The following is a 24,884-nucleotide window of genomic DNA, read 5'->3' as shown; positions in this document are numbered from 1 at the left end:
CAGGATTACTGCAATGCCAAGAGCGAACGAAATTAAGAAAGGTATGGTACTGAACTACAACAGCAAGCTGCTGATTGTGAAAGATATCGATGTTCAGTCCCCCAGCGCCCGTGGCGCAGCAACGCTGTACAAAATGCGTTTTGCTGATGTGCGTACCGGCCTGAAAGTGGAAGAGCGCTTCAAAGGCGACGATATCGTGGATACCGTGACCCTGACCCGCCGTTTCGTTGACTTCTCCTACATCGACGGCAACGAATACGTGTTCATGGATAAAGAAGACTACACGCCGTACATCTTCACCAAAGATCAGATTGAAGACGAGCTGCAGTTCATTCCTGAAGGCGGTATGCCGGATATGCAGGTTCTGACCTGGGACGGCCAGCTGCTGGCGCTGGAACTGCCACAGACGGTCGATCTGGAAATCGTCGAAACCTCTCCTGGCATCAAAGGCGCTTCTGCCAGTGCGCGCAACAAACCTGCGACGCTGACCACCGGTCTGGTGGTGCAGGTTCCTGAATATCTGTCTGCTGGCGAGAAGATCCGCATCCATATCGAAGAAAAACGTTATATGGGTCGCGCGGACTGATTGCGTTTTTTGCCGGATGGCGGCTGCGCCTTATCCGGCCATAAAAAAAACCGGCTTCGAGGCCGGTTTTTTTTATGGGTTTGTAGGTCGGGTAAGGCTACGCCGCCACCCGACGATACCTGTTAAAGCAACTCTGGATACTTGGTCATTTTCAGCGCCAGTTCAACCCCGCGCACTTCCGCCATCCCTTTCAGACGGCCAATCGCCGAGTAGCCTGGGTTGGTTTTCTTGCGCAGATCGTCGAGCATCTGATGCCCGTGGTCCGGACGGAACGGAATCGGACGCAAATCCCCCGCTTTCTTGCGGCGCTGCTCTTCGCTCAGAATCGCATCCACCACTGCCACCATATTCACATCACCATTGAGATGCGCCGCTTCGTGGAAGGTTTTCGGATTGCCTTCGCGACAGGTCGCACGTAAGTGGGTGAAGTGAATGCGATCGCCGAAGGTTTCAATCATCCGCACCAGATCGTTATCCGCACGCACGCCGTATGAACCGGTGCACATAGTGAAACCGTTATTGATACTGTCGACGGTCTCTTTCAGCCACTGCATATCTTCAATGGTGGAAACGATGCGCGGCAGGCCGAGGATTGGACGTGGTGGATCGTCCGGGTGAACCGCCAGACGTAAACCGCACGCCTCTGCCACCGGCACAATCGCGCGCAGGAAGTACGCCATGTTTTCACGCAGCTGATTTTTGTCGATATCACCGTATTCCGCCAGACGCGCGCGGAACTGATCCAGGGTATATCCCTCTTCCGCCCCCGGCAGGCCGGCGATGATATTACGGGTCAGCTTCTCGATGTCCGCGTCGGTCGCATCGTTAAACCATTGCTGCGCCTGCTGTTTCTCTTCAGCGGAATAATCTGCTTCAGCGCCTGGACGCTTGAGGATATGCAGCTCAAAGGCAGCAAAAGCGATCTGGTCAAAACGCAGCGCTTTAGAGCCGTCCGGCAGCTGGTATTCCAGGTCCGTACGCGTCCAGTCCAGAATCGGCATGAAGTTGTAGCACACGGTGTCAATGCCGCAGGCCGCAAGATTGCGGATGCTCTGCTGATAGTTGGCAATCCAGGTGTCGAACTCACCGGAGTGGGTTTTGATATCTTCGTGCACCGGGATACTTTCAACGACTGACCAGGTCAGCCCTTTTTCCGCCAGCACCGCCTGACGCTTTTTGATCTCATCCACCGGCCAGACCTGGCCGTTGGGAATGTGGTGCAGTGCGGTGACAACACCCGTTGCGCCAGCCTGACGCACATCATCAAGAGAAACCGGATCATTCGGCCCATACCAACGCCAGGTTTGTTCCATTGCCTCACCCTCTTAAGTTGTTATACCAATACGATTGTTACAATGACGACTACCATACATGCTTGTTTCTGACGGTCAATACAGGCCGCAGGATTGATTGATCGATCTCACAGAATCTGGATATTTACGGCTTACCAATTCAATTTGTTGTCATATAACTTTACACTGGCATTGTTAATTAATGGTTAATCAGGTGTGTATTTCATGAAGACAATTGCCTCCACCGCGCTCCCTTCTCACGTCCAGCTGCCGCAGTTCGATCGCCAGCAGTTGCGCTCCCGCATCGTCCATTTTGGTTTTGGTGCCTTTCATCGCGCGCATCAGGCGTTGTTAACAAATCGCGTGCTCAACGTCAAAGGCGGCGACTGGGGCATCTGTGAGATTAGCCTGTTCAGCGGCGATGTGCTGATGAGTCAGCTGCGTGCCCAGGACCATCTTTTCACCGTGCTGGAAAAAGGTGCCGGGGGCAATCAGCCGATTATCGTCGGGGCCGTGCATGAGTGTCTGAATGCCAAACTCGATTCGCTGGCGGCCATTATTGAGAAGTTTTGCGAGCCGCAGGTGGCGATTGTCTCCCTGACCATCACTGAAAAAGGCTATTGCATCGATCCGGCGACAGGGAAACTCGATACGCAAAATGCGCGGATCGTCCACGATCTGGAAAATCCGTCCGAACCGCACTCGGCACCGGGCATTCTGGTGGAGGCGCTGCATCGTCGCCACGAGCGCGGACTGGCACCGTTTAGCGTGCTCTCCTGCGATAACATCCCTGACAACGGCCACGTCGTGAAAAACGCGGTGCTGGGGATGGCAGAAAAACGCTCACCTGAGCTGGCCGCGTGGATTGCGGCAAACGTGAGTTTCCCTGGCACCATGGTCGACCGAATTGTCCCTGCCGCCACCGAAGAATCGCTGGCGGAAATCACCCGTGAACTGGGCGTGGAAGATCCCTGCGCCATCAGCTGCGAGCCGTTTATCCAGTGGGTGGTGGAAGATAACTTCGTCGCCGGGCGTCCGGAATGGGAACTGGCTGGCGTACAGATGGTGCAGGACGTGTTGCCCTGGGAACAGATGAAGCTGCGCATGCTGAACGGCAGCCACTCGTTTCTCGCCTACCTCGGCTATCTCGCCGGATATGCGCATATCAATGAGTGTATGGAGGACGACGCGTTCCGCGAAGCCGCGCGTCGCCTGATGCTCGACGAACAGGCCCCGACGCTGCGTATTACCGGCGTCGACCTGACGGGTTATGCCGACAGCCTGATTGCCCGCTTTGCTAACCCGGCACTGCAACACCGGACCTGGCAAATCGCAATGGACGGCAGCCAGAAGTTGCCTCAGCGGATGCTGGAGGGCGTGCGGGTCCATTTAGCACGCGAAAGCGCCTGGCCGCTGCTGGCACTGGGTGTTGCGGGCTGGATGCGTTACGTCAGCGGCGTCGATGACAACGGCAACAGGATTGATATTCGTGATCCTCTCAGCGATAAAATTCGGGCGATGGTGGACACCAGTAGCGAAGAGGAGCGCGTCAGCGCCCTGCTGGCGCTGAGCGAAGTGTTTGGTACGGATTTGCCGCAGCATCCGCAATTTGTCGAAGCTATTCATCAGGCGTATCAACGCATTGCCCAACACGGCGCGCGTCAGGCGGTGGTTAAGACCCTCGCCATTTAACCCATCGTGCGTTTAAGGCGAACAGAAGCCCCTCTGTTCGCCTCCCCTCTTCCCAGCGCTGTTATTTTTCGCCAGGATTACTGATAATTGTTACAGCATTACAATTATTCCTGGAGCGCATGTGACCAAAACTAACCTCGTAACCGGTTTTCTCGGTAGCGGTAAAACCACCTCTATCCTTCATCTGCTGGCCAACAAAGATCCGGCGGAGAAGTGGGCCATCCTGGTAAACGAATTCGGTGAGATTGGCATTGACGGCGCGCTGCTGGCGGACAGTGGTGCGATGGTCAAAGAGATCCCCGGCGGCTGCATGTGCTGCGTTAACGGTCTGCCGATGCAGGTGGGCCTGAACACCCTGCTACGCCAGGGTAAACCGGACCGTTTAATCATTGAGCCGACCGGTTTAGGCCATCCTAAGCAAATTCTCGATCTCCTCACCGCCCCGGTGTATGAGCCGTGGATCGATCTCCGCGCGACGCTATGTATTCTCGATCCGCGCCAGCTGCTGGATGAGAAAGCCGTGAAAAATGAGAACTTCCGCGACCAGCTGGCCTCCGCCGATATCATTGTGGCGAATAAAGAGGACCGTGCATCGCAGGAAAGCCGCAATGCCTTTGATTTCTGGTGGCAGAATTTTGGCGGCGATCGCCAGTTCGTCATGGCGACGCAGGGAAAGATAGATAATGCGCTGCTCGACCAGCCGCGCAGGAATGTAGCTGAACTGCCAGCCAGCGCCGCTCACTCCCACCGTCACGCCCCGCAAAAAGGGCTGGCGGCGTTGAGTCTGCCAGAACATCAGCGCTGGCGTCGCAGCCTGAACAGCGGGCAGGGTCATCAGGCCTGCGGATGGATTTTTGACGCCGATACCTGCTTTGATACCATTGGCATTCTGGAGTGGGCCAGGCTCGCGCCGGTGGATCGCGTGAAGGGCGTCATGCGCACTCAGGACGGTCTGGTCCGCATTAATCGTCAGGGCGCTGACTTCTTCATTGAAACGCAAAACGTGGCGCCACCTGACAGCCGAATAGAGTTAATTAGTGCGGTTAACACCGACTGGAACGCACTTCAGGCGAGCTTGTTGAAGCTTCGTTTAAGTTGAAGCCACTAACGTTGCCCCCGACTAAACTGCTATGCATATGACGATGATTAAAAAAATTCCCCTGATATTACTGCTCAACGCCGCCGGTGTGGCGCTCTTTTTATCCTGGTATCTGCCGGTGAATCACGGTTTCTGGTTCCCGATTGATTCCGGTATTTTCCATTTCTTCAATGAACAGCTGGTCAAGAGCCAGGCGATTCTGTGGCTTGTCGCCATCACCAACAATCGCGCCTTCGATGGCTGTTCCCTGCTGGCGATGGGCTGCTTAATGCTCTCGTTCTGGCGGAAAGAAGATGCCGCCGGACGCCGCCGCATCATTATGATTGGCCTGGTGATGCTGCTGACCGCCGTGGTGATTAACCAGCTGGCGCAAGGGCTGATGCCGGTTAAGCGCTCAAGCCCGACGCTGTTCTTCCCGGATATTCATCGGGTGAGTGAATTACTGCATATCTCCACCAAGGATGCGTCGAAAGACAGTTTCCCTGGCGATCACGGAATGATGCTGCTTATTTTCGCTTCATTCATGCTGCGCTATTTCGGCAAAAAAGCCTTCGCGGTTGCCCTGATTATTGTTGTGGTTTTCGCCTTCCCGCGCGTAATGATCGGCGCACACTGGCTGACCGATATTGCCGTCGGTTCACTTTCTGCGGTGCTGATTGGTGTGCCGTGGTGCTTAATGACCCCGTTAAGCGATCGTCTGATTAGGGTATTTGATCGCTATCTTCCGGGTAAAATGCAACAAGTCGAAAACAAATAACCAACCTAAATTAACATCATCCATCAGGGATCATTTTCGATCCCTGATGCTTTTCCCGCCATTCATCCGCTATTTTGTCATCTTCTCGTAATATCATTCACCAAACAAATGAATGCGTTGCGTAAGATTTAACCTAAATTGCCGCTATTTTAGGCAATCCCGGTAAATCACTTTCTCTATCACATTTTCTTATAAAAAAGACCCTATTTTTGCTTTCAATGCCTAAGGGGATCGGTTAATCTCGAACTCGTTTTGCCTCACAGAGATAATTATTCTCAGGGTGAATAAGTTTGTGCGTTAGAGCACAGATTTGACCATAAAGAATTGTCTCATTGTGCGCAGGTATTTAGTCTCGTCACGTTTGGCATTTTTATAACGATATTTATCGTTAAGGACTTCAAGGGAAAATAATCAACATGGTCAAATCTCAACCGATTTTGAGATATATCTTGCGGGGAATCCCGGCAATAGCAGTTGCGGTACTGCTGTCTGCATGTAGTACGTCTAACACCGCGAAGAATATGCATCCTGAGACGCGTGTTGTGGGCACTGAAGATGCCTCGTCACTGCAAGCCTCTCAGGATGAATTTGAGAATATGGTACGTAATCTGGACGTGAAGTCCCGCATTATGGACCAGTATGCTGACTGGAAAGGCGTGCGCTATCGTCTTGGCGGCAGCACCAAAAAAGGTATCGATTGTTCCGGTTTTGTACAGCGTACATTCCGCGAGCAATTTGGCATGGATCTGCCGCGTTCGACTTACGAACAGCAGGAAATGGGTAAGTCCATTTCGCGTACCAAACTGCGTACCGGTGATTTGGTTCTGTTCCGTGCCGGTTCAACGGGTCGCCACGTCGGTATCTACATCGGCAACGACCAGTTTGTTCATGCTTCCACCAGCAGCGGTGTGACGATTTCCAGCATGAATGAACCCTACTGGAAGAAGCGCTATAACGAAGCGCGCCGTGTACTGAGTCGCAGTTAATCTGTCGTGTTGTTGGTTATCCCTTGGCTGGCAACACGATAAAAAATAAGCACTGCTTCGGCAGTGTTTTTTTTTGCCCGTTTAACCCCGCGCGCTCTGCCTTCATATATGACTGGTTGCATAAAACCAGGCTATAGTCTTGTAAATACGTAAGATTAGTCGTCCTGCCGGAACCACGACGATCCAGGAACAATGACGTTTATGCTCACTCGTTTCTTTTCCACCAGCCGCAAAGTTCTGACAGGCAGCATCCTCGCGGGCATTATTGTTGCCCTGCTCTGCGGAATGCTGCAGTTTTTTCTGAGCTACCATAAGCGGGAAGCGAAGTTCGATACCCTGATCGTTGATCTTCGGGTCTATATGGAGAGTTATTTCTCCGATCTCAAAACCTCGATTGATACCCTGCAGCCCTTTACCCTGAGCACCTGCCAGGACGTGAGCGCAGAGCTAACCTCACGCGCCGCCTTTAGCGTCAACGTTCGCGCCTTTTTACTGGTCCGGGATAACGCCGCGTTTTGCTCGTCGGCCACCGGGCCGATGAGTGTTCCGATGAAGGAGCTGATACCGGATCTGGATACCACCAAATCCGTCGATATGGCGCTGCTGCCCGGCACCCCCATGCTGCCGGACAAACCCGCGATCGTCGTCTGGTATCAGAATCCGCTGGTCAAAGGCGGTGGCGTATTTACCTCCATCAATATTAATTTGACGCCTTATCTGCTCTATACCTCGCGCCAGGACGAGTTTGCCGGTATCGCGGTGATTATTGGCAATATGGCCTTATCCACCGCGTCAGGCCATCTGATCAACGTCAGCGACTTGCATGGCACCCCTATCCGCAGCGCGACCCTGAAAGACGTACCGCTCACCATCAACCTGTATGCCCAGGAGTGGACGATCTACGAAATCCTCTTCGCGCTGCTCTTTGGCCTGATATGCGGTATTGCGGCGGGCACCCTCTCTTTTTATATCCTCAACATCCGTCTGAACCCGGGTAAAGAGATCCTGACTGCCATTAAACGCGGTCAGTTCTACGTGGTGTATCAGCCGGTGGTCGATGCAAAAGAGCTGAAGATGCAGGGCTGCGAAGTGCTGATGCGCTGGAAACACCCGACGATGGGCGAAATCCCACCGGATGCCTTTATCAATTTTGCCGAAGCGCAAAAACTGATTGTCCCGCTGACGCTGCATCTGTTTGAGCTGATCATCCGCGATGCGCCGCTGCTACAAACCGTGCTGCCGCCGGGAGCGAAGCTGGGCATTAACATTGCGCCAGGCCATCTCCATTCGGAAAACTTTAAAGATGACATGCGCGAATTCGCCGCGTCGCTGCCACCCGATCACTTCCAGGTGGTGCTGGAAATTACCGAACGCGACATGATTAATCAGCTCGAAGCGGCGCCTCTGTTCGAATGGTTGCATCACGAAGGCTTTGAAATTGCGATTGATGATTTCGGCACCGGTCATAGCGCGCTGATCTATCTGGAGCGTTTCACCATGGATTACCTGAAAATCGATCGCGGATTCGTGAACGCCATAGGTACGGAAACGGTCACTTCGCCGGTGCTGGATGCCGTTCTCACGCTGGCGCGACGTCTGAACATGGTGACTGTGGCGGAAGGTGTGGAAACGCCCGAGCAGGCGGCGTGGCTGCGTCAGCATGGAGTGAATTATTTGCAGGGCTACTGGATCAGCCGCCCGATGCCGCTGGCACAGTTCCTGAAATGGAAATCTGACGTCGCTATAGAGAGCGAATGATTTCCCAATGACGGTTTCGTCACTTATTATCAGCTAAACCATGAGTCTCACCGCGGGTGAGCCAGAACAGATGAGGGATACGCTGCGAATGACTATGCGCTTTGTTTTGCTGTTAATGGCGTTATTCAGCGTGACCTGCCAGGCGCAGAGTATTAAAGAGAGCTACGCATTCGCGGTGCTTGGCGAGCCGAAGTATGAAGCGAACTTTACCCACTTCGATTACGTTAATCCCGCGGCCCCTAAAGGCGGAAACATCACCCTCTCCGCCCTCGGCACCTTTGATAACTTCAACCGCTTTGCCCTGCGCGGTGTCCCCGCCGAAAGAACTGACGCCCTGTACGACACGCTGTTTGTCACTTCCGATGATGAACCGGGCAGTTACTACCCGCTGGTCGCCGACTCCGCGCGCTATGCGGATGACTTCTCCTGGGCAGAAGTGACGATCAACCCGCGCGCCCGTTTTCATGACGGCTCCCCGGTGAAAGCCAGCGATGTGGCCTTTACCTTCCATAAGTTTATGACCGAAGGGGTGCCGCAGTTCCGGCTGGTGTTCAAAGGTGCGACCGTGAAAGCCATCGCCCCGCTGACCGTGCGCATTGAGCTCGCCGAGCCGGGCAAAGAGAACATGCTGAGTCTTTTCTCGCTCCCGGTGATGCCCGAGTCGTTCTGGAAAGACCATAAGCTCAGCGAGCCTATCTCTAAACCTCCGCTGGCGGGCGGGCCATACCGCATCACCAGCTGGAAGATGGGGCAATACGTGGTCTATTCACGGGTCAAAGATTACTGGGCGGCGAATTTACCGGTCAACCGGGGTCGCTGGAATTTCGATACCATCCGATACGACTACTATCTGGACGATAACGTCGCCTTCGAAGCCTTCAAAGCCGGGGCGTTCGATATGCGCCAGGAAGTCAGCGCCAAAAACTGGGCGACTCGCTACGTGGGCAAAAACTTTGCCAACCACTTCATTGTGAAAGATGAGCAAAAGAACGAATCCGCCCAGGACACGCGCTGGCTGGCGTTTAATATTCAGCGTCCGGTGTTTGCCGACCGACGCGTCCGCCAGGCTATTACCCTCGCCTTTGACTTTGAGTGGATGAACAAAGCCCTGTTTTACGGGGCCTACAGCCGCACCAACAGCTATTTCCAGAATACGGAGTACGCAGCGCGGGGTTATCCTGACGCCGCCGAGCTGACCCTGCTGGCGCCCCTCAAAGCCGAGGTTCCGCCGGAAGTCTTTACCAGCATCTTTGAGCCCCCAACGTCGAAAGGCGATGGCTACGACCGTGAAAACTTACTCAAAGCCAGTAAGCTGCTCGACGACGCGGGCTGGGTGCTGAAAAACCAGAAACGGGTGAATGCGCAAACCGGAAAACCCCTCAGCTTCGAACTGCTGCTCTCTTCGGCGGGCAACAATCAGTGGGTGCTCCCGTTCCAGCACAATCTGGAACGTTTAGGCGTCACCGTGGAGATCCGCCAGGTCGATAACGCACAGATCACCAACCGCATGCGTAACCGCGATTATGACATGATGCCGCGCCTGTGGCAGGCCCAGCCGTGGCCAAACAGCAATTTGCGCATCTCCTGGGCCTCGGAATACATCAACTCGTCCTACAATGCTCCCGGCGTCACGAGCCCGGTCATCGATAATCTCATTGCGCAAATAACTGCCGCACAGGGCGACAAAGAGAAGCTCCTGCCGCTGGGCCGCGCCCTCGATCGGGTTTTAACCTGGAACTACTACATGCTGCCGATGTGGTTTATGGGTGAGGATCGCATTGCCTGGTGGGATAAATTCTCTCAGCCATCCATTCGCCCAATCTACTCTCTGGGGCTGGATAACTGGTGGTATGACGTCAATAAAGCCGCCAAACTGCCCGCTGAACGGCGTTAAGGAATAAAAATGGGTGCGTACCTGATTCGCCGTTTATTGCTGATAATCCCAACGCTGTGGGCGATTATCACCATTAACTTTTTCATTGTGCAGATTGCCCCCGGCGGCCCGGTCGACCAGGCCATCGCTGCCGTTGAGTTTGGTCACAGCGGCGGATTACCGGGCGGCGGTGGCGAAGGCCTGCGCGCCAGCCACGCGCAAACCGGCACCGGGAATATCAGCGAGAGCCACTATCGCGGCGGGCGCGGGTTAGATCCTGAGGTGATCGCCGAGATCACCCATCGCTACGGCTTCGACAAACCTATTCATGAGCGCTATTTCAAGATGCTCTGGGATTACATCCGCTTTGACTTTGGCGACAGCCTGTTCCGTAGCGCATCGGTGATCCAGCTCATCAAAGACAGTCTTCCGGTGTCAATCACCCTCGGATTGTGGGGCACGCTGATTATCTATCTGGTGTCGATTCCGCTCGGGATCCGCAAAGCGGTGCACAACGGCAGCCGCTTCGACATCTGGAGCAGCACTTTCATCATCATTGGTTACGCGATCCCCGCATTTCTGTTCGCGGTTCTGCTGATTGTCTTTTTCGCCGGTGGCAGCTATTTCGACCTCTTCCCGCTGCGCGGACTGGTGTCAGCCGATTTCAGCTCCCTGCCGTGGTATCAGAAGATCACCGATTATCTGTGGCATATCACCCTGCCGGTGCTGGCGACGGTGATAGGTGGGTTCGCGGCCCTGACGATGCTGACCAAAAACGCGTTTCTCGATGAGATCCGCAAACAGTACGTGGTGACCGCGCGGGCCAAAGGGGTGAGCGAGAAACAGATCATGTGGAAGCACGTGTTCCGCAACGCCATGCTGCTGGTGATCGCCGGTTTCCCGGCCACCTTTATCAGCATGTTTTTCACCGGCTCGCTGCTGATCGAGGTGATGTTCTCCCTTAACGGTCTTGGCCTGCTCGGTTACGAAGCCACCGTCTCGCGCGATTATCCCGTGATGTTCGGTACACTCTATATTTTCACCCTGATTGGCCTGCTGCTGAACATTGTCAGCGACATCAGCTACACGCTGGTCGATCCCCGCATTGATTTTGAGGGCCGCTGATGCCGCACTTAAGCCCCGTCAACCAGGCCCGCTGGGCGCGTTTGCGCCACAACCGTCGCGGCTACTGGTCCCTGTGGATTTTTGCCGTTCTGTTTATCCTGAGTCTGTGCTCTGAGCTGATTGCCAACGACAAACCGCTGCTGGTGCATTTCAACGATCGCTGGTACACGCCGGTACTCACCAACTACAGTGAGAGCGATTTTGGTGGGCCCTTTGCCACACCGGCAGATTATCAGGACCCGTGGCTGCGCGATCGTCTCGACAGCGACGGCTGGGTGCTGTGGGCCCCGATTCGCTTTGGCGCGAACAGCATTAACTTCTCCACCTCGACGCCCTTCCCTTCTGCGCCTTCTGCACAAAACTGGCTGGGCACCGACGCCAACGGCGGCGACGTGCTGGCTCGCATTCTCTACGGCACGCGGATATCGATCCTGTTCGGCCTGATGCTGACGCTATTTTCTAGCGTAATGGGCGTGGTGGCGGGCGCGGTGCAGGGCTATTACGGTGGGAAAATTGATCTCTGGGGCCAGCGATTTATTGAGGTCTGGTCCGGCATGCCGACGCTGTTTTTGATTATTCTGCTCTCCAGCGTGTTGCAGCCCAACTTCTGGTGGCTGCTCGGCATTACGGTGTTGTTCGGCTGGATGGCGCTGGTGGGCGTGGTGCGCGCGGAATTCTTGCGTACCCGTAACTTCGATTACATCCGCGCGGCGCAGGCGCTTGGCGTCAGCGATCGCAGCATTATCTTCCGCCATATGCTGCCTAACGCGGTGGTGGCGACCCTGACCTTCCTGCCGTTTATCCTATGCAGTTCCATCACCACCCTCACCTCGCTCGATTTTCTCGGCTTCGGTTTGCCTCTCGGCTCGCCGTCGCTGGGTGAACTGCTGCTGCAGGGAAAAAACAATCTGCAGGCTCCGTGGCTGGGAATAACGGCGTTTCTGTCGGTGGCCGTGCTGCTGTCGTTACTGATTTTTATTGGCGAAGCGGTCCGCGATGCCTTCGATCCCAACAAGGCGGTATAAGATGACGCAGCCTCTCCTCAGCATCGAACATCTCTCCATCGCCTTTACTCAGCAGGGTGAAACGCGTGAAGTGGTGAGCGATCTCTCCCTGCAGATCCAGGCCGGTGAAACCCTGGCGCTGGTGGGGGAATCCGGCTCTGGCAAAAGCGTCTCGGCGCTGTCGGTGTTGCGTCTGCTCCCCTCCCCGCCGGTGGTCTATCCGCAGGGCGATATCCTGTTCCACGGGCAGTCGTTACTGCACGCGGATGAACACACCCTGCGCGGCATGCGCGGGAACAAAATCGCGATGATTTTCCAGGAGCCGATGGTCTCCCTCAATCCGCTGCACACCCTGGAAAAACAGCTGTACGAAGTGTTGTCCCTGCACCGGGGAATGCGCAAAGAGGCCGCCCGGGGCGAGATTCTGGATTGCCTTGAGCGCACCGGCATTCGTCATGCCGCTAAACGTCTGACGGACTTTCCGCATCAGCTGTCGGGCGGCGAGCGCCAGCGCGTGATGATCGCCATGGCGCTGCTGACGCGCCCGGAGCTGCTGATTGCCGACGAGCCAACCACCGCGCTGGATGTCACGGTGCAGGCGCAAATCCTGCAGCTGCTGCGCGAGTTACGCGACGAGCTCAACATGAGCCTGCTGTTTATCACCCACAATCTCAGCATTGTGAGGAAACTCGCCGACAAGGTGGCGGTGATGCAAAACGGCCGCTGCGTCGAACAGAACACGGCGACGGCCCTGTTCCATGCCCCGCAACACCCTTACACCCAGCGTCTGCTCGACAGCGAACCGTCGGGCGATCCCGTCCCGCTGACCGAGGGCAGTCAACCGCTGCTGAACGTCGAAAATCTCGGCGTCTCCTTCCCGGTGCGCAAGGGAATTCTCCGTCGCGTGGTGGCAGAAAACGCAGTGCTGAAAGACGTCAGCTTTTCCCTGCGCCCGGGTGAAACCCTGGGGCTGGTCGGGGAATCAGGCTCTGGCAAAAGCACTACCGGTCTGGCGTTGCTGCGCCTGATCAACTCTCAGGGGACGATTCTGTTTGATGGCAAACCGCTGCACAGCTGGAACCGTCGGCAGATGTTGCCCGTCCGCCCGCGGATGCAGGTGGTGTTTCAGGACCCAAACTCGTCGCTGAATCCGCGGCTGAACGTGCTGCAAATCATTGAAGAAGGTCTGCGCGTGCATCAGCCAGCGCTGAGCGCTCGTCAGCGTGAAGATGAAGTGATTCGGGTGATGCAGGAGGTGGGGCTGGATCCGGCCACGCGCCATCGCTATCCGGCGGCATTTTCTGGCGGCCAGCGCCAGCGTATCGCCATTTCACGGGCGCTGATCCTGAAACCGGAGCTGATTATTCTGGATGAGCCGACGTCGTCTCTCGACCGCACCGTGCAGGCGCAGATTCTGGCGTTGTTGAAGGACTTACAGGAAAAGCACCGACTGGCCTATATCTTTATCAGCCACGACCTGCAGGTAGTGCGCGCGTTGTGTCATCAGGTGATTGTGCTGCGACAGGGAGAGGTGGTCGAGCAAGGGGATTGCCAGCGCGTGTTTGCCGCGCCGACGCATGAGTATACGCGTCAGCTGTTAGCGCTGCGCTGACGCTCAGAAAGGATGCTGGCCGGAAAACGGCTCGGCGATCGCCACGCCAAAGTTTTTCAAACGGCAGGTCGCCGCAAATTCGTCCTGGCTGTTGACAAACAGGCAGGGCTCGCCTTCGCACTCCAGTACGGAGCTGACGACTTCGATATCTGTCAGTGCCTGGCTCAGACGCTCCATCACTGGCCATGCGTTTTCATCGTCCGGGCTGAGCAATTTCAGCGCCACCAGACTGTTTTCGCCCTCTTTTCCACTTTGCGGAATCGGTTCAACTTTCGAACCTGCAAAACCCGCCGACCAGCGATAGCTCTGGGGCAAGCGATGGACAATGGAGAGTTGTAATGTATTCACGTTCTTTCCCCGGAAGCCCAAAAAGACTTCACAATTTATTTACATTTATAGTAACACATCGTTGCTAACCTGCCGTTATTTTCCTCAGAAACCGCTTGCCGCCTGATGTTACGGGCTTTGGCGTCTCTGGTTTGCTGGCATTATTTTGTGAGTTACAGGCTCGCTTTGGCGCTATATGTACCCGTTTCTGCGATCTAACTCAACCTTTTTAACTACAACGATGTGACTTTTTACATAAATAGATTTTACATAAAAGAAACAAACATGGGGTAAACAAACGCGAGTTTGGTTGACGAGTATCAAAAAAAGAGGCTGCATTGGCTAATGCTGGTCAGTTAAGCAGCTGAGGTTGTTCCGTTCACCTCATGTTCAGCAGAATATAATCGCGTCACAACCTGTGAACGTGCAAAGGGGGCCACGCGGCCCCCTTTGCAATCCCCGCGCCCCGCCATGAAATCGGTGCTTCGCACTGCGCTCACCTCCCGGCCTGCTGCCCGCGGTCGGCTCGACTCGACTTCCTGTCTCGTTTCGCCTCTGGCCTCCGGTTCGCCGATTTCTGCGGGGACCCACATCGGTGCCACATACAGACAGCTGTGAAGCCGGAGGGAGCGGGAGTCCGGCTGAAAATCGCTGAGGCGTTGACTGGAGGTAGGGGCGACGCACAGGGATGTGCGTCGAGGGCGCGACTTACAGGGATGTTACCTGCGCCCGTCCCCGTCAGCTGGAAGGAATAAGACGAAGGCACCGCGAAGCGGCGATTTTCTTTGCCGGGAGCCGGGGTTGCCAGGGTGGTGGCGATTGAGCCACCCAGGCACGTTCACCGCAGAGAGATGGACCGGAAGCAGAGGAAGGAAAGTGAACGGAACAATTCCACTGATGCCATAAAGGTCTTGGGGCCAGCATTAGCCGCATTGGCCCCTTTTCTTCTTCAGCTTGCCGATTTTCTCGGCCGACTGGCGTAGAGATAGAAGAGAATCGAACAGGTGGCGCAGAACGCAATCGACCAAATCATCGGCCAGGCGGTATTAAACGTCGCCATCGAGAGCAGCGCCCCGACAATCGCGCCAATTCCGAAGCGGAAGGTTCCGGCCAGCGACGACGCGGTGCCCGCCATATGCGGGAATTCATCGAGGATAACCGCCATCGCGTTGGAAGAGACCATCGACACGCAGCCGACAAACGCCGCCACACCCACCACCAGCGCCCAGAAACCGACGCCGAAGAAGGCAGTCAGCATCATCCAGATTGCCATCACAAACTGGATCCACAGCCCGGCGCGGAACATGTTCAGCGCCCCTGCCCTGCGGACAAAGCGGCTGTTAATGATGGTCATCACAAACAGGAACACGATGTTGAGCGCGAAGTAATAGCCAAAGTGCTGCGGCGAGACGTGGTTAATTTCGATGTACACGAACGGTCCGGCGCTGAGGAAGGAGAACATCCCCGCAAAGCTAAAACCGCTCGCCAACATGTAGCTCAGTACACGCTTATGACGGAACAGCGAGGCGAAGTTACCGATGGTGGTACGAATATGAAACTTCTGCCGACGTTCCACCGGCAAGGTTTCATCGATAAAGAAGAAGATCATCGCCGACGCCAACAGCGCCGCAATCGCCAGGATCCAGAAGATGGCGTGCCAGCTAAACCACACCAGCACCGCGCCGCCAATCATCGGCGCCAGCAGCGGCGCGATGGTGGTGACCAGCATGACGAAGGACATCATGCGCGAGAACTCTTCCTTCGGATAGATATCGCGCATCAGGGCGTTAATCACCACGCTCGCCGCCGCAGCCGCCAGGCCGTGGAAGAAACGCATGATGATCAGATGATCGATCGTCTGCGCCAGCGCACAGGCCACCGCCGCACCCGCAAACACCAGCGTTCCCCCGAGGATCACCGGCTTGCGGCCAATGCTGTCCGCCATTGGGCCGTACAGCAATTGCCCGACGGCAAAACCGAGGATATAGGTGCTGAGCGTCATTTGCGCGCTGCCGGCCGGTACGCCAAACTGCGCGGAAATCACCGGCAGTGCAGGCAGGTACATGTCGATAGACAGCGGCATCAACATGGCCAGCAGGCCAAGGATAAACACGATGCTGATTGATGAGTGTGGCCTGGTGGTCACAGTGTGCTCCTGAAATTAGCGTGAAGGCATGCCAACGCTGGCAATCTCTTCTTCCGTCAACGGGCGGTATTCACCGGGTTCAAGCTCCGGATCGAGAGCGATCTCACCGATGCGCTCGCGGTGCAGCCCGACAACGCGGTTGCCGACCGCGGCAAACATACGTTTCACCTGATGGTAGCGCCCTTCACTGATGGTCAGACGCACTTCAGTCGGGGTGATCACTTCCAGCACCGCCGGTTTGGTCAGATCTTTCTCGTTATGCAGCTGCACACCTTTGGTAAACTGCCCGGCGGTATCGTCAGACACCGGCGATTCGAGCGTGACCAGATAGGTTTTTTCGCAGTGATGGCGCGGAGACGTAATACGGTGCGACCATTGGCCGTCATCGGTCATCAACACCAGCCCGGTGGTGTCGATATCCAGACGCCCTGCCGCATGCAGCTTGTGCGCGACCGGTTCGTCGAGGAAGTAGAGCACCGTCGGGTGATCCGGGTCGTCCGTCGAGCAGACGTACCCTATCGGCTTGTTGAGCATGAAGTAGCGCGGGCCGTTCTGCTGGGCCAACGTGTTGCCGTCGAACTCAACGTCATGTTCTGGCAGGAGTTTGAAAGAACTGTCTTTCACAATTTCGCCATCCACGGTAACGCGGCTGGCGCGAATTTCGCGCCCGGCAATAGCGCGGCTTACGCCGAGTTGCTGAGCGATAAACTTATCAAGTCGCATGAAATCTTATAGCCTTTATGGTGCTGGAAGTCGGACAACATGTCCGAAAAAGAAGCAGTCAAGAACGGTCCAGTATAGCGGTCTGTTCGCGCCACTCAAGGGAAAAAGTTTCGTGGCATACTATGTGCGAGATAACCAAATAGAGAGCCCATGACTTTTACACTTCGCCCCTATCAGCAGGAGGCCGTCGACGCCACCCTCGCCTGGTTTCGCAAACATAAAGAACCTGCCGCCATCGTCCTGCCCACCGGCGCAGGCAAAAGCCTGGTGATTGCCGAACTGGCGCGCCTCGCGCGTGGCCGCGTGCTGGTGCTGGCGCACGTCAAAGAGCTGGTGGCGCAGAACCACGCCAAATACTGCGCCCTGGGCCTGGAGGCGGATATTTTCGCTGCGGGACTAAAACGCAAAGAGAGCCACGGCAAAGTGGTATTTGGTAGCGTGCAGTCGGTGGCGCGAAACCTGGCGCATTTTCGCAGTGAATTCTCGCTGCTGATTGTCGATGAGTGCCATCGGATCAGCGATGACGACGAAAGCCAGTATCAGCAAATCCTCAATCATCTGAAAGAGGTGAACCCGCAGGTTCGCCTGCTGGGCCTGACCGCGACGCCGTTCCGCCTCGGCAAAGGCTGGATCTACCAGTTTCACTATCACGGTATGGTGCGCGGCGACGAAAAGGCCCTGTTCCGCGACTGCATCTATGAGCTCCCTCTGCGCTACATGATCAAGCACGGCTACCTGACGCCGCCCGAGCGGCTGGATATGCCGGTGGTGCAATATGATTTCAGCCGCCTGCAGGCCCAGAGCAACGGCCTGTTCAGCGAAGCGGATATGAACCAGGAGCTGAAAAAACAGCAGCGTATTACGCCGCACATCATCAGCCAGATCGAAGAGTTCGCCCAGACGCGCAAAGGGGTGATGATTTTCGCGGCCACCGTCGAGCATGCCAGAGAGATAACCGGCCTGCTCCCGCCTGACGACGCAGCGCTGATCACCGGCGAAACGCCAGGCCCTGAGCGCGACAAGCTGATCGACGCCTTCAAGGCGCAGCAGTTCCGCTATCTGGTGAACGTCTCGGTGTTGACCACCGGCTTTGACGCACCGCATGTCGATTTGATTGCGATCCTGCGCCCCACCGAGTCCGTCAGCCTGTATCAGCAGATTGTCGGACGTGGACTGCGCCTGGCGCCCGGCAAGACCGACTGCCTGATTCTGGACTACGCCGGAAACCCGCACGATCTCTACTCGCCCGAAGTGGGGACACCGAAAGGTAAAAGCGGCAACGTCCCGGTGCAGGTATTCTGCCCCGGCTGCGGGTTCGCCAATACTTTCTGGGGGAAAACCACTGCCGACGGCACGCTGATTGAACATTTTGGCCGCCGCTGCCAGGGCTGGTTTGAGGACGATGACGGTCATCGCGAGCAGTGCGATTATCGCTTCCGCTTTAAAAACTGTCCGCAGTGTAACGCTGAAAATGACATCGCCGCCCGGCGCTGTCGCCAGTGCGACACGGTACTGGTCGACCCCGATGACATGCTGAAAGCCGCGCTGAAACTGAAAGACGCGCTGGTGCTGCGCTGCTCCGGCATGGCGCTGCAACCCGGAGCCGACGAGAAAGGCGAATGGCTGAAAATTACCTATTACGATGAAGACGGCGCGGACGTTAGCGAGCGCTTCCGTCTGCATACCCCCGCCCAGCGCACGGCCTTCGAACAGCTGTTTATCCGCCCGCACACCCGCACGCCGGGCGTGCCTTTACGCTGGATCACCGTCGCCGATATCGTCCATCAGGAAGCGTTGTTGCGCCACCCGGATTTTGTCGTCGCGCGTAAAAAAGGCCAGTTCTGGCAGGTGCGCGAGAAGCTCTTCGACTATGAAGGACGCTTCCGTCGGGCTAATGAATTGCGCGGTTAACGGGACTTTTGATTGATGTGAATGGCGTTTGAGTATAAAATGCCGCCCGCTTCACATCCGTGAGGCAGAACACTCACCTGCTGCTGGGTCGCCTGTAGCAGGACTTATTTACAGAGAGAAATCAATGTTCACTATCAATGCAGAAGTACGTTCTGTGCAGGGTAAGGGTGCGAGCCGCCGCCTGCGCGCAGCTAACAAGTTCCCGGCTATCATCTATGGTGGCGATGCTGCTCCAGTCGCAATCGAACTGGACCAGGACAAAGTCTGGAACCAGCAGACTAAAGAAGGGTTCTACACTGAAGTTCTGACTATCGTTTTCGATGGTAAAGAAGAAAAAGTGAAAGTTCAGGCTGTTCAGCGTCACCCGTTCAAGCCAAAACTGTCTCACGTCGACTTCGTTCGCGCTTAATCGCCAACAAGTTGAGAAAAACCCCGCAATGCGGGGTTTTTTTATGGCTGTTATTTACCGCCAGAAGTGCGACGCTGCAGCTGATCTCGCAGGTTCGGTGGGGTGCCTTTGATGGTCAGGGTGTCCGTCGCCGGGTCCCAGAAAATGCGCTCGCCCAGAAGCATAGCATCGAAGTTCACCGTCAATCCGCCACCGCTACCGGCAAATTTAGTCAGCTGACGCAGGGTGCTGCGATCCGCCGGGAAGCTCTCTTCCAGCTCGTAGCCTTTGTCCGCCGTAAACTCGTGGAAGCTGACCTCGCTAACGCCTGACAGCTCTTTCGAGAGGGATTCCAGTTCGATCTCTTCGCCCGCCTGCAGCTGTTCGTTGCAGTAGCTGTACACCTGCTGACGCACGTTCTGACGCTCGGATTTATCGAGCTGCGCCTCTGCCGTGAAATCGTCGACCGCCTGCAGCAGCCCTTTGTTCTGCGCTTTGGCGTTCAGACCTTCGCTGGCACCGAGGAAATCCATGAAGAAATCGGCCACTTTGCGGCCCACCCGCCCTTTCAGGAACGTCAGGTAGCGCGTTGATTCCGGATTGGTTTCCCATTCGGTCAGATCGATACGCGCCACAATATCGGCGTGGTTGATATCCAGATAGTGCGTAGAGCTGATATCCATCTGCTCGTTGACGCGCATGCTACTCAGATTACTCAGCACCGTGACCAGCAGATACTCCACGGCGAGATAGCGATACTGGCAAAACAGCACGATACCGCCATCAGCGAACGGATATTTCGCCAGCTCGTCGCGCAGACGGCCGGTGGCCGCGCGGCTAAAGGCCAGAAAATCTTCTTCACCCTGGCGTTGCAGGCGCAGGCTTTCCGCCAGCTCACTCTCTTCGGTGAACATGCCATAGGCTTTATTCTTCGCGCTGTAGACGCGGTGCAGCTCCGCCATCATTTCCGTAACGGTAGGCGTTGATTCCAGTAACGAATCGCGAAGCACCAGCTCCAGGGTTTGCTCATCACGCTTGATAAGCTGGTGCAAGGCAATCTGGTTGATATCCAGACTCATGATAAACTCTCCTTAAAGACCGGGCGGTATTCAACCATCACCCACGCATGTGTGCAACAGAAGATAAAAAAGGGGAAAAAAAGCTGTTGCTACGGTAATATGTTGCCCTTTCATCAACAAACTGATTTCGATTTATGCCACAACATTCCCGCTATAGTGATGAACACGTTGAACAACTGCTCAGTGAGCTGGTCAACGTACTTGAGAAACACAAAACGCCGACCGATCTCTCCCTGATGGTTTTGGGAAATATGGTCACCAACCTTATCAATACCAGCGTTGCTCCGGCTCAACGTCAGGCGATCGCAAAATCATTCGCCCAGGCCTTGCAGTCTTCAGTCAGCAACGACCAGGCGCATTAAGGGAAACGAACGACAGTCTATGGTGACGAATCGTCAGCGCTACCGCGAAAAAGTGTCCCAGATGGTAAGCTGGGGGCACTGGTTTGCCTTGTTCAACATTCTGTTGGCCATAGTCCTCGGCAGCCGTTATCTTTTAGTGGCCGACTGGCCGACGACGTTGACCGGGCGTGTTTACTCCTGGATAAGCGTTGTCGGGCACTTTAGTTTTCTGGTTTTCGCCACCTATCTGCTGATTCTGTTCCCCCTGACGTTTATCGTGATGTCGCAGCGGCTGATGCGGTTTTTATCCGCTATCCTCGCCACTGTCGGTATGACCCTGCTGCTGATCGACAGCGAAGTTTTCACCCGTTTTCACCTCCATCTCAATCCCATCGTCTGGGAACTGGTGATCAATCCCGACCAGAACGAAACCGCGCGTGACTGGCAGCTGATGTTTATCAGCGTGCCGATTATCCTGCTGATTGAGATGCTGTTTGCCACCTGGAGCTGGCAAAAACTGCGTAGCCTGACCCGACGCCGTCACTACGCCCAGCCGATTGCCGCCCTGTTTTTCGTGGCGTTTATCAGCTCACACATTATGTACATCTGGGCGGATGCGAACTTCTATCGCCCGATTACCATGCAGCGCGCCAACCTGCCGCTCTCCTACCCGATGACGGCCCGTCGCTTTCTTGAGAAACACGGTCTGCTGGATGCGCAGGAGTACCAGCGTCGTCTGGTGGAGCAAGGCAATCCGGAAGCGGTGTCGGTTCAGTATCCGCTGAGTGAATTGCGCTATCGCGATATGGGCCAGGGCCAGAACGTTCTGCTCATTACCGTCGACGGCCTGAACTATTCCCGCTACGAGAAGCAGATGCCTGCGCTGGCGCAGTTCGCCGAGCAGAACATCAATTTCACCCAACATATGAGTTCGGGGAATAACACCGACGCCGGTATCTTTGGCCTGTTCTACGGTATTTCCGCGGGCTACATGGACGGCGTGCTCTCTTCCCGTACACCGGCGGCGCTGATTACCTCTCTGAATCAACAGGGCTATCAGCTGGGGCTGTTCTCCTCGGACGGTTTCAGCAGCCCGCTGTATCGCCAGGCGCTGCTCTCTGATTTCTCTCTGCCTGCCGCGCAAAACCAGTCCGACGAACAGACCGCCGGTCAGTGGGTGAACTGGCTTAACCGCTACGCGCAGGAAGATAACCGCTGGTTCTCATGGGTCGCGTTCAACGGTACGACCATGGATGACAGCAACCAGAAAGGCTTTATGCGTCGCTACAGCCGTGCGGTGGGTAACGTCGACGACCAGATTGCGCGCGTGCTGAACGCCCTGCGCGAATCCGGCAAGCTGGATAACACGGTGGTGATTATTACCGCCGGCCACGGTATTCCGCTCGGTGATGAAGCGAAAGAGATGAGCTGGACGCGCCCTAATCTGCACGTTCCGCTGGTGGTTCACTGGCCGGGTACGCCTGCGCAGCGCATCAATATGCTGACCGACCATAAAGACGTGATGACCACGCTGATGCAGCGCCTGCTTCATGTCAGCACACCGGCGAATGAGTACTCGCAGGGACAGGATCTGTTTAGCGCAACGCGTCGCCACAACTGGGTGACCGCGGCAAGTGGAAACACCCTGGCCGTCACCACGCCGGAGCAGACGCTGGTGCTGAACAGCAACGGCAATTACCAGACTTACGACCTGCAGGGCGAGAAGATCCACGACCAGAAACCTCAGCTCAGTCTGCTGTTGCAGGTGCTGACCGACGAGAAACGGTTCATCGCTAACTGATTAATTTTAAATCAGTTAGCGTCGCCTGATCTTGCAATCGGAAAGCAAACAGGTAGTATCTTTTTACAGCATCGGCACGTAGCGCAGCCTGGTAGCGCATCGTCATGGGGTGGCGAGGGTCGAGAGTTCAAATCTCTCCGTGCCGACCAAAACATTTAAAAAAAACCAACCTTTTAGGGTTGGTTTTTTTATGCCTGAACGCCCGGACGGCTTGACTTTCCCCCGCTTCGTCGCGAAAATACTGTACATAAAAACAGTTATCATGAGGCAGTTATGTTTGTTGAACTCGTTTATGACAAGCGCAACGTTGCAGGGTTGCCAGGCGCCAGCGACATTATTCTCACTGAGTTAACCAAACGCGTGCACCGGATTTTCCCGGATGCCGTGGTGAAAGTTAAACCGATGCAGGCTAACGGCTTAAACAGCGACGCCAGTAAAAGCGATCGTGAGAAACTTAACCGCATGCTGGAAGAGATGTTCGAAGAAGCGGATATGTGGATGGTTTCAGAGTAACCATTCCACATACGACGCTCTCAACATAAATGCCCCAATCCCTGGTCAATGCACCGGGGATTTTTTTAGCAAGGTTCAGTCTGCGCGCGATGATTTAAGCTATTGAGTCAGCAGGTGATTGCGCGTTTCATGACTTCTGCGATAATTATTAAAAAACGATGGGCAACATCATGAACCCCAAAGCTGTTATGCCGATTCATACTCTGACTCGTTTTAAGCCTTTTACGCAGATAGAGCGCCTTACTCGCCACTTTCTTCCGCTGGCCGACATTAAACATTTTTCTGCTCACCGTATCCTTCATCTCGAAAATACGAGCGGGCGACTCTGCCTCATTCTGCTTGAAGGGTTGATCGATATTTCTCGCATTGATGATGGAATACTGAAAGGGACGATCAAAGCCCCTTTTGTCGCGGGTATCTCACACCCGGATTACATGGCGAATACGTTCCGCTTAATGACCGCGACGAAGGTGAAAGTCGCCATTCTGCCTTACAAAGAGGCGATGGCAATTATCAGAGGAAAATCATTGTGGGAAGACTACAGTAACTATCTTCTGTATATCATGGGGTTACAGGCCACACTGAGCAATCACAGTATCGGATTGCGCGCGCAGGATATTATTCGCGACTGTTTGATTGATTTAATGAACGAGAGTGAACAGTACCGTCTAAAAACGAATGCCTGTAAATACATTATGGAAAAGACGGCGTTATCGCGTAGCGGGGTGATGGGTATTCTGGCCAAAATGAAAAAAGAAAAATCCATCGGCATTGAACGCGGTGTGCTTATTTTTATTAATGATGCGGTGGCGTCATCTGACTGAGACGTTTAATGAGGTCATCAGCTGATAACCTCATTGATGCACATAACCAATTAGCGCTTATCCGGGCCGCCCAGGAAAAAGATCCCCAGCGGAATCGCCAGAAGGATCGTGAAGACCATGCTGTAAACAAAAATCATCGCCGATTGCAGCACGTACATACTGGTCGTCCACTCGGACAGCGGAATATTGTACTGCTCAATCACACCGACGATTGTCGCTCGTCCGACGCCTGCTGCGGCAATCAGAAACACCACAAACAGCGCCAGTAAAAACTTCCTGCCTTCGGGAGTGTTAAGCTTTGCGCGGACCATGTCTCTCTTTCCTTTACAGATGAATAACAATATATTCCGCTAACCCTAACACGATCTTCCCTTTCATTCCATCTCAGCATTAACAACTACCCTGACGCCTCCAAAGTAGTGCAATCAACCGTATGAAATCAAAATATAGGTAAATCAAACCAAACAGTTCTCTGCGCTGTGCTAATCTTGCATCGATTGTTTGACATAAAAGGAATGACTGTGAAAAACACCCCTAAATTTGCCATTGCCCTGCTGGCCGCAGCCTGCATGAGCACCAGCGCTTTCGCCAGCGACACACAGAAGCCGCAGCCTCTGGAAAAAATCGCGCCCTACCCGCAGGCGGAAAAAGGCATGAAGCGTCAGGTCATTCAGCTCCCGGCTCAGGAAGATGAATCGGCGTTTAAAGTGGAGCTGCTGATTGGTCAGAACCTGGAAGTGGACTGTAACCGTCATCGCCTGGGCGGCAAACTGGAGAGCAAAACCCTCGAAGGCTGGGGCTATGACTACTACGTCTTTGATAAAGTGACGTCTCCGGTTTCGACCATGATGGCCTGCCCGGATGGCAAGAAAACCCAGCAGTTCGTGACCGCCTATCTGGGCGAAAACAGCCTTCTGCGCTATAACAGCAAATTACCGATCGTGGTGTACACACCGGATAATGTCGACGTGAAATTCCGCATCTGGAAAGCGGACGAAAAAGTCGAAAACGCCGTCGTGCGTTAAAAAAAAGGCCGGGTAGCGATAC

The 24,884-nt window shown here is 55.1% G+C and carries 23 protein-coding genes and 1 tRNA gene; 18 read left to right on the top strand and 6 right to left on the bottom strand.

The genetic code is table 11. The annotated features are described in order from the left end of the window. Positions 1 to 13 precede the first annotated feature (13 nt). Positions 14 to 586, top strand: a complete 573-nt coding sequence (gene yeiP, locus AC3WS9_RS07335; RefSeq protein WP_095282688.1) for an elongation factor P-like protein YeiP — start codon at positions 14 to 16, stop codon at positions 584 to 586. Between the two features lie 122 nt (positions 587 to 708). Here yeiP and uxuA read toward each other — a convergent pair whose 3' ends face one another. Continuing rightward, a complete protein-coding gene (uxuA, locus tag AC3WS9_RS07330) occupies positions 709 to 1,899 on the bottom strand; it encodes a mannonate dehydratase (RefSeq protein ID WP_282495111.1) in 1,191 nt (396 codons plus the stop codon). A gap of 204 nt (positions 1,900 to 2,103) precedes the next feature. On the opposite strand from uxuA, the gene AC3WS9_RS07325 reads away from it, so the two are divergent. From AC3WS9_RS07325 to yejF, 9 genes are all read left to right on the top strand, one after another. Beyond that, a complete protein-coding gene (locus AC3WS9_RS07325; RefSeq protein WP_492487544.1) occupies positions 2,104 to 3,570 on the top strand; it encodes a mannitol dehydrogenase family protein in 1,467 nt (488 codons plus the stop codon). 121 nt (positions 3,571 to 3,691) lie between these two features. Next, entirely contained in the window at positions 3,692 to 4,669 is a 978-nt protein-coding gene (locus AC3WS9_RS07320; protein WP_492487542.1) for a CobW family GTP-binding protein, read from the top strand. Between the two features lie 43 nt (positions 4,670 to 4,712). Continuing rightward, positions 4,713 to 5,426 carry a phosphatase PAP2 family protein gene (locus AC3WS9_RS07315; RefSeq protein WP_492487540.1) on the top strand — a complete coding sequence of 238 codons (714 nt, stop codon included), beginning with the start codon at positions 4,713 to 4,715 and terminating at the stop codon, positions 5,424 to 5,426. A 416-nt stretch (positions 5,427 to 5,842) separates the two neighbouring features. Beyond that, positions 5,843 to 6,412, top strand: coding sequence for a bifunctional murein DD-endopeptidase/murein LD-carboxypeptidase (gene mepS / locus AC3WS9_RS07310; RefSeq protein WP_282495117.1), 570 nt, complete (start codon positions 5,843 to 5,845; stop codon positions 6,410 to 6,412). Positions 6,413 to 6,613: 201 nt separating this feature from the next. After that, a complete protein-coding gene (locus tag AC3WS9_RS07305) occupies positions 6,614 to 8,170 on the top strand; it encodes a cyclic di-GMP phosphodiesterase (RefSeq protein ID WP_492487538.1) in 1,557 nt (518 codons plus the stop codon). A gap of 88 nt (positions 8,171 to 8,258) precedes the next feature. Beyond that, positions 8,259 to 10,064, top strand: a complete 1,806-nt coding sequence (locus AC3WS9_RS07300; RefSeq protein ID WP_492487536.1) for an extracellular solute-binding protein — start codon at positions 8,259 to 8,261, stop codon at positions 10,062 to 10,064. Positions 10,065 to 10,073: 9 nt separating this feature from the next. After that, complete coding sequence (locus tag AC3WS9_RS07295) at positions 10,074 to 11,168, top strand: microcin C ABC transporter permease YejB (RefSeq protein ID WP_285144024.1); 1,095 nt, start codon at positions 10,074 to 10,076, stop codon at positions 11,166 to 11,168. Beyond that, positions 11,168 to 12,193, top strand: a complete 1,026-nt coding sequence (locus AC3WS9_RS07290; protein ID WP_492487534.1) for an ABC transporter permease — start codon at positions 11,168 to 11,170, stop codon at positions 12,191 to 12,193. Before AC3WS9_RS07295 ends, AC3WS9_RS07290 begins: the two co-directional genes overlap by 1 nt. 1 nt (position 12,194) lies before the next feature. Continuing rightward, a complete protein-coding gene (gene yejF, locus AC3WS9_RS07285) occupies positions 12,195 to 13,784 on the top strand; it encodes a microcin C ABC transporter ATP-binding protein YejF (protein WP_492487532.1) in 1,590 nt (529 codons plus the stop codon). 3 nt (positions 13,785 to 13,787) lie between these two features. Here yejF and AC3WS9_RS07280 read toward each other — a convergent pair whose 3' ends face one another. The 3 genes from AC3WS9_RS07280 to rsuA all read right to left on the bottom strand — a co-directional run bounded on the left by AC3WS9_RS07280 (position 13,788) and on the right by rsuA (position 16,980). After that, a complete protein-coding gene (locus AC3WS9_RS07280; protein WP_282495124.1) occupies positions 13,788 to 14,132 on the bottom strand; it encodes a YejG family protein in 345 nt (114 codons plus the stop codon). A gap of 928 nt (positions 14,133 to 15,060) precedes the next feature. Then, on the bottom strand, positions 15,061 to 16,257 hold the full coding sequence (locus AC3WS9_RS07275) for a Bcr/CflA family multidrug efflux MFS transporter (protein ID WP_282495125.1): 1,197 nt from the start codon (positions 16,255 to 16,257) through the stop codon (positions 15,061 to 15,063). A 15-nt stretch (positions 16,258 to 16,272) separates the two neighbouring features. Then, positions 16,273 to 16,980: a 16S rRNA pseudouridine(516) synthase RsuA gene (gene rsuA / locus AC3WS9_RS07270; RefSeq protein WP_285149278.1), complete on the bottom strand. Its 708-nt coding sequence runs from the start codon at positions 16,978 to 16,980 to the stop codon at positions 16,273 to 16,275. A 150-nt stretch (positions 16,981 to 17,130) separates the two neighbouring features. On the opposite strand from rsuA, the gene radD reads away from it, so the two are divergent. Both radD and rplY read left to right on the top strand, forming a co-directional pair. After that, positions 17,131 to 18,891 carry a DNA repair helicase RadD gene (gene radD / locus AC3WS9_RS07265; protein WP_492487529.1) on the top strand — a complete coding sequence of 587 codons (1,761 nt, stop codon included), beginning with the start codon at positions 17,131 to 17,133 and terminating at the stop codon, positions 18,889 to 18,891. Between the two features lie 124 nt (positions 18,892 to 19,015). Beyond that, positions 19,016 to 19,300: a 50S ribosomal protein L25 gene (gene rplY / locus AC3WS9_RS07260; protein WP_095282702.1), complete on the top strand. Its 285-nt coding sequence runs from the start codon at positions 19,016 to 19,018 to the stop codon at positions 19,298 to 19,300. 50 nt (positions 19,301 to 19,350) lie between these two features. Here the strand turns inward: rplY and yejK are convergent, their stop codons facing one another. Next, the gene (gene yejK / locus AC3WS9_RS07255; protein WP_282495128.1) at positions 19,351 to 20,358 is read right to left on the bottom strand and encodes a nucleoid-associated protein YejK; all 1,008 of its coding nucleotides are present in this window, start codon (positions 20,356 to 20,358) and stop codon (positions 19,351 to 19,353) included. A gap of 134 nt (positions 20,359 to 20,492) precedes the next feature. Between yejK and AC3WS9_RS07250 the strand changes: the two genes are divergently transcribed. The 5 genes from AC3WS9_RS07250 (at position 20,493) to AC3WS9_RS07230 (ending at position 23,837) form a co-directional block, all read left to right on the top strand. Next, the gene (locus AC3WS9_RS07250; protein ID WP_014884596.1) at positions 20,493 to 20,720 is read left to right on the top strand and encodes a YejL family protein; all 228 of its coding nucleotides are present in this window, start codon (positions 20,493 to 20,495) and stop codon (positions 20,718 to 20,720) included. 19 nt (positions 20,721 to 20,739) lie between these two features. Then, a complete protein-coding gene (gene yejM / locus AC3WS9_RS07245) occupies positions 20,740 to 22,500 on the top strand; it encodes an LPS biosynthesis-modulating metalloenzyme YejM (protein WP_324722751.1) in 1,761 nt (586 codons plus the stop codon). 72 nt (positions 22,501 to 22,572) lie between these two features. Continuing rightward, a tRNA-Pro gene (locus AC3WS9_RS07240) sits at positions 22,573 to 22,649 on the top strand. A 124-nt stretch (positions 22,650 to 22,773) separates the two neighbouring features. Beyond that, positions 22,774 to 23,013 carry a DinI family protein gene (locus tag AC3WS9_RS07235; protein WP_282495130.1) on the top strand — a complete coding sequence of 80 codons (240 nt, stop codon included), beginning with the start codon at positions 22,774 to 22,776 and terminating at the stop codon, positions 23,011 to 23,013. Positions 23,014 to 23,183: 170 nt separating this feature from the next. Continuing rightward, complete coding sequence (locus AC3WS9_RS07230; protein WP_285154328.1) at positions 23,184 to 23,837, top strand: helix-turn-helix domain-containing protein; 654 nt, start codon at positions 23,184 to 23,186, stop codon at positions 23,835 to 23,837. A gap of 50 nt (positions 23,838 to 23,887) precedes the next feature. On the opposite strand, the gene AC3WS9_RS07225 is transcribed toward AC3WS9_RS07230, so the two are convergent. Then, on the bottom strand, positions 23,888 to 24,148 hold the full coding sequence (locus AC3WS9_RS07225) for a DUF2534 family protein (protein ID WP_282495132.1): 261 nt from the start codon (positions 24,146 to 24,148) through the stop codon (positions 23,888 to 23,890). A 204-nt stretch (positions 24,149 to 24,352) separates the two neighbouring features. Between AC3WS9_RS07225 and eco the strand changes: the two genes are divergently transcribed. Next, on the top strand, positions 24,353 to 24,862 hold the full coding sequence (gene eco, locus AC3WS9_RS07220; RefSeq protein WP_285144016.1) for a serine protease inhibitor ecotin: 510 nt from the start codon (positions 24,353 to 24,355) through the stop codon (positions 24,860 to 24,862). Positions 24,863 to 24,884: the final 22 nt, after the last annotated feature.

It is taken from the genome of Lelliottia sp. EB106-05-01-XG201 (assembly GCF_058791735.1).
The sequence above is the reverse complement of the archived record's forward strand: the minus strand, read 5'-3'. Positions and strand labels throughout refer to the sequence as shown.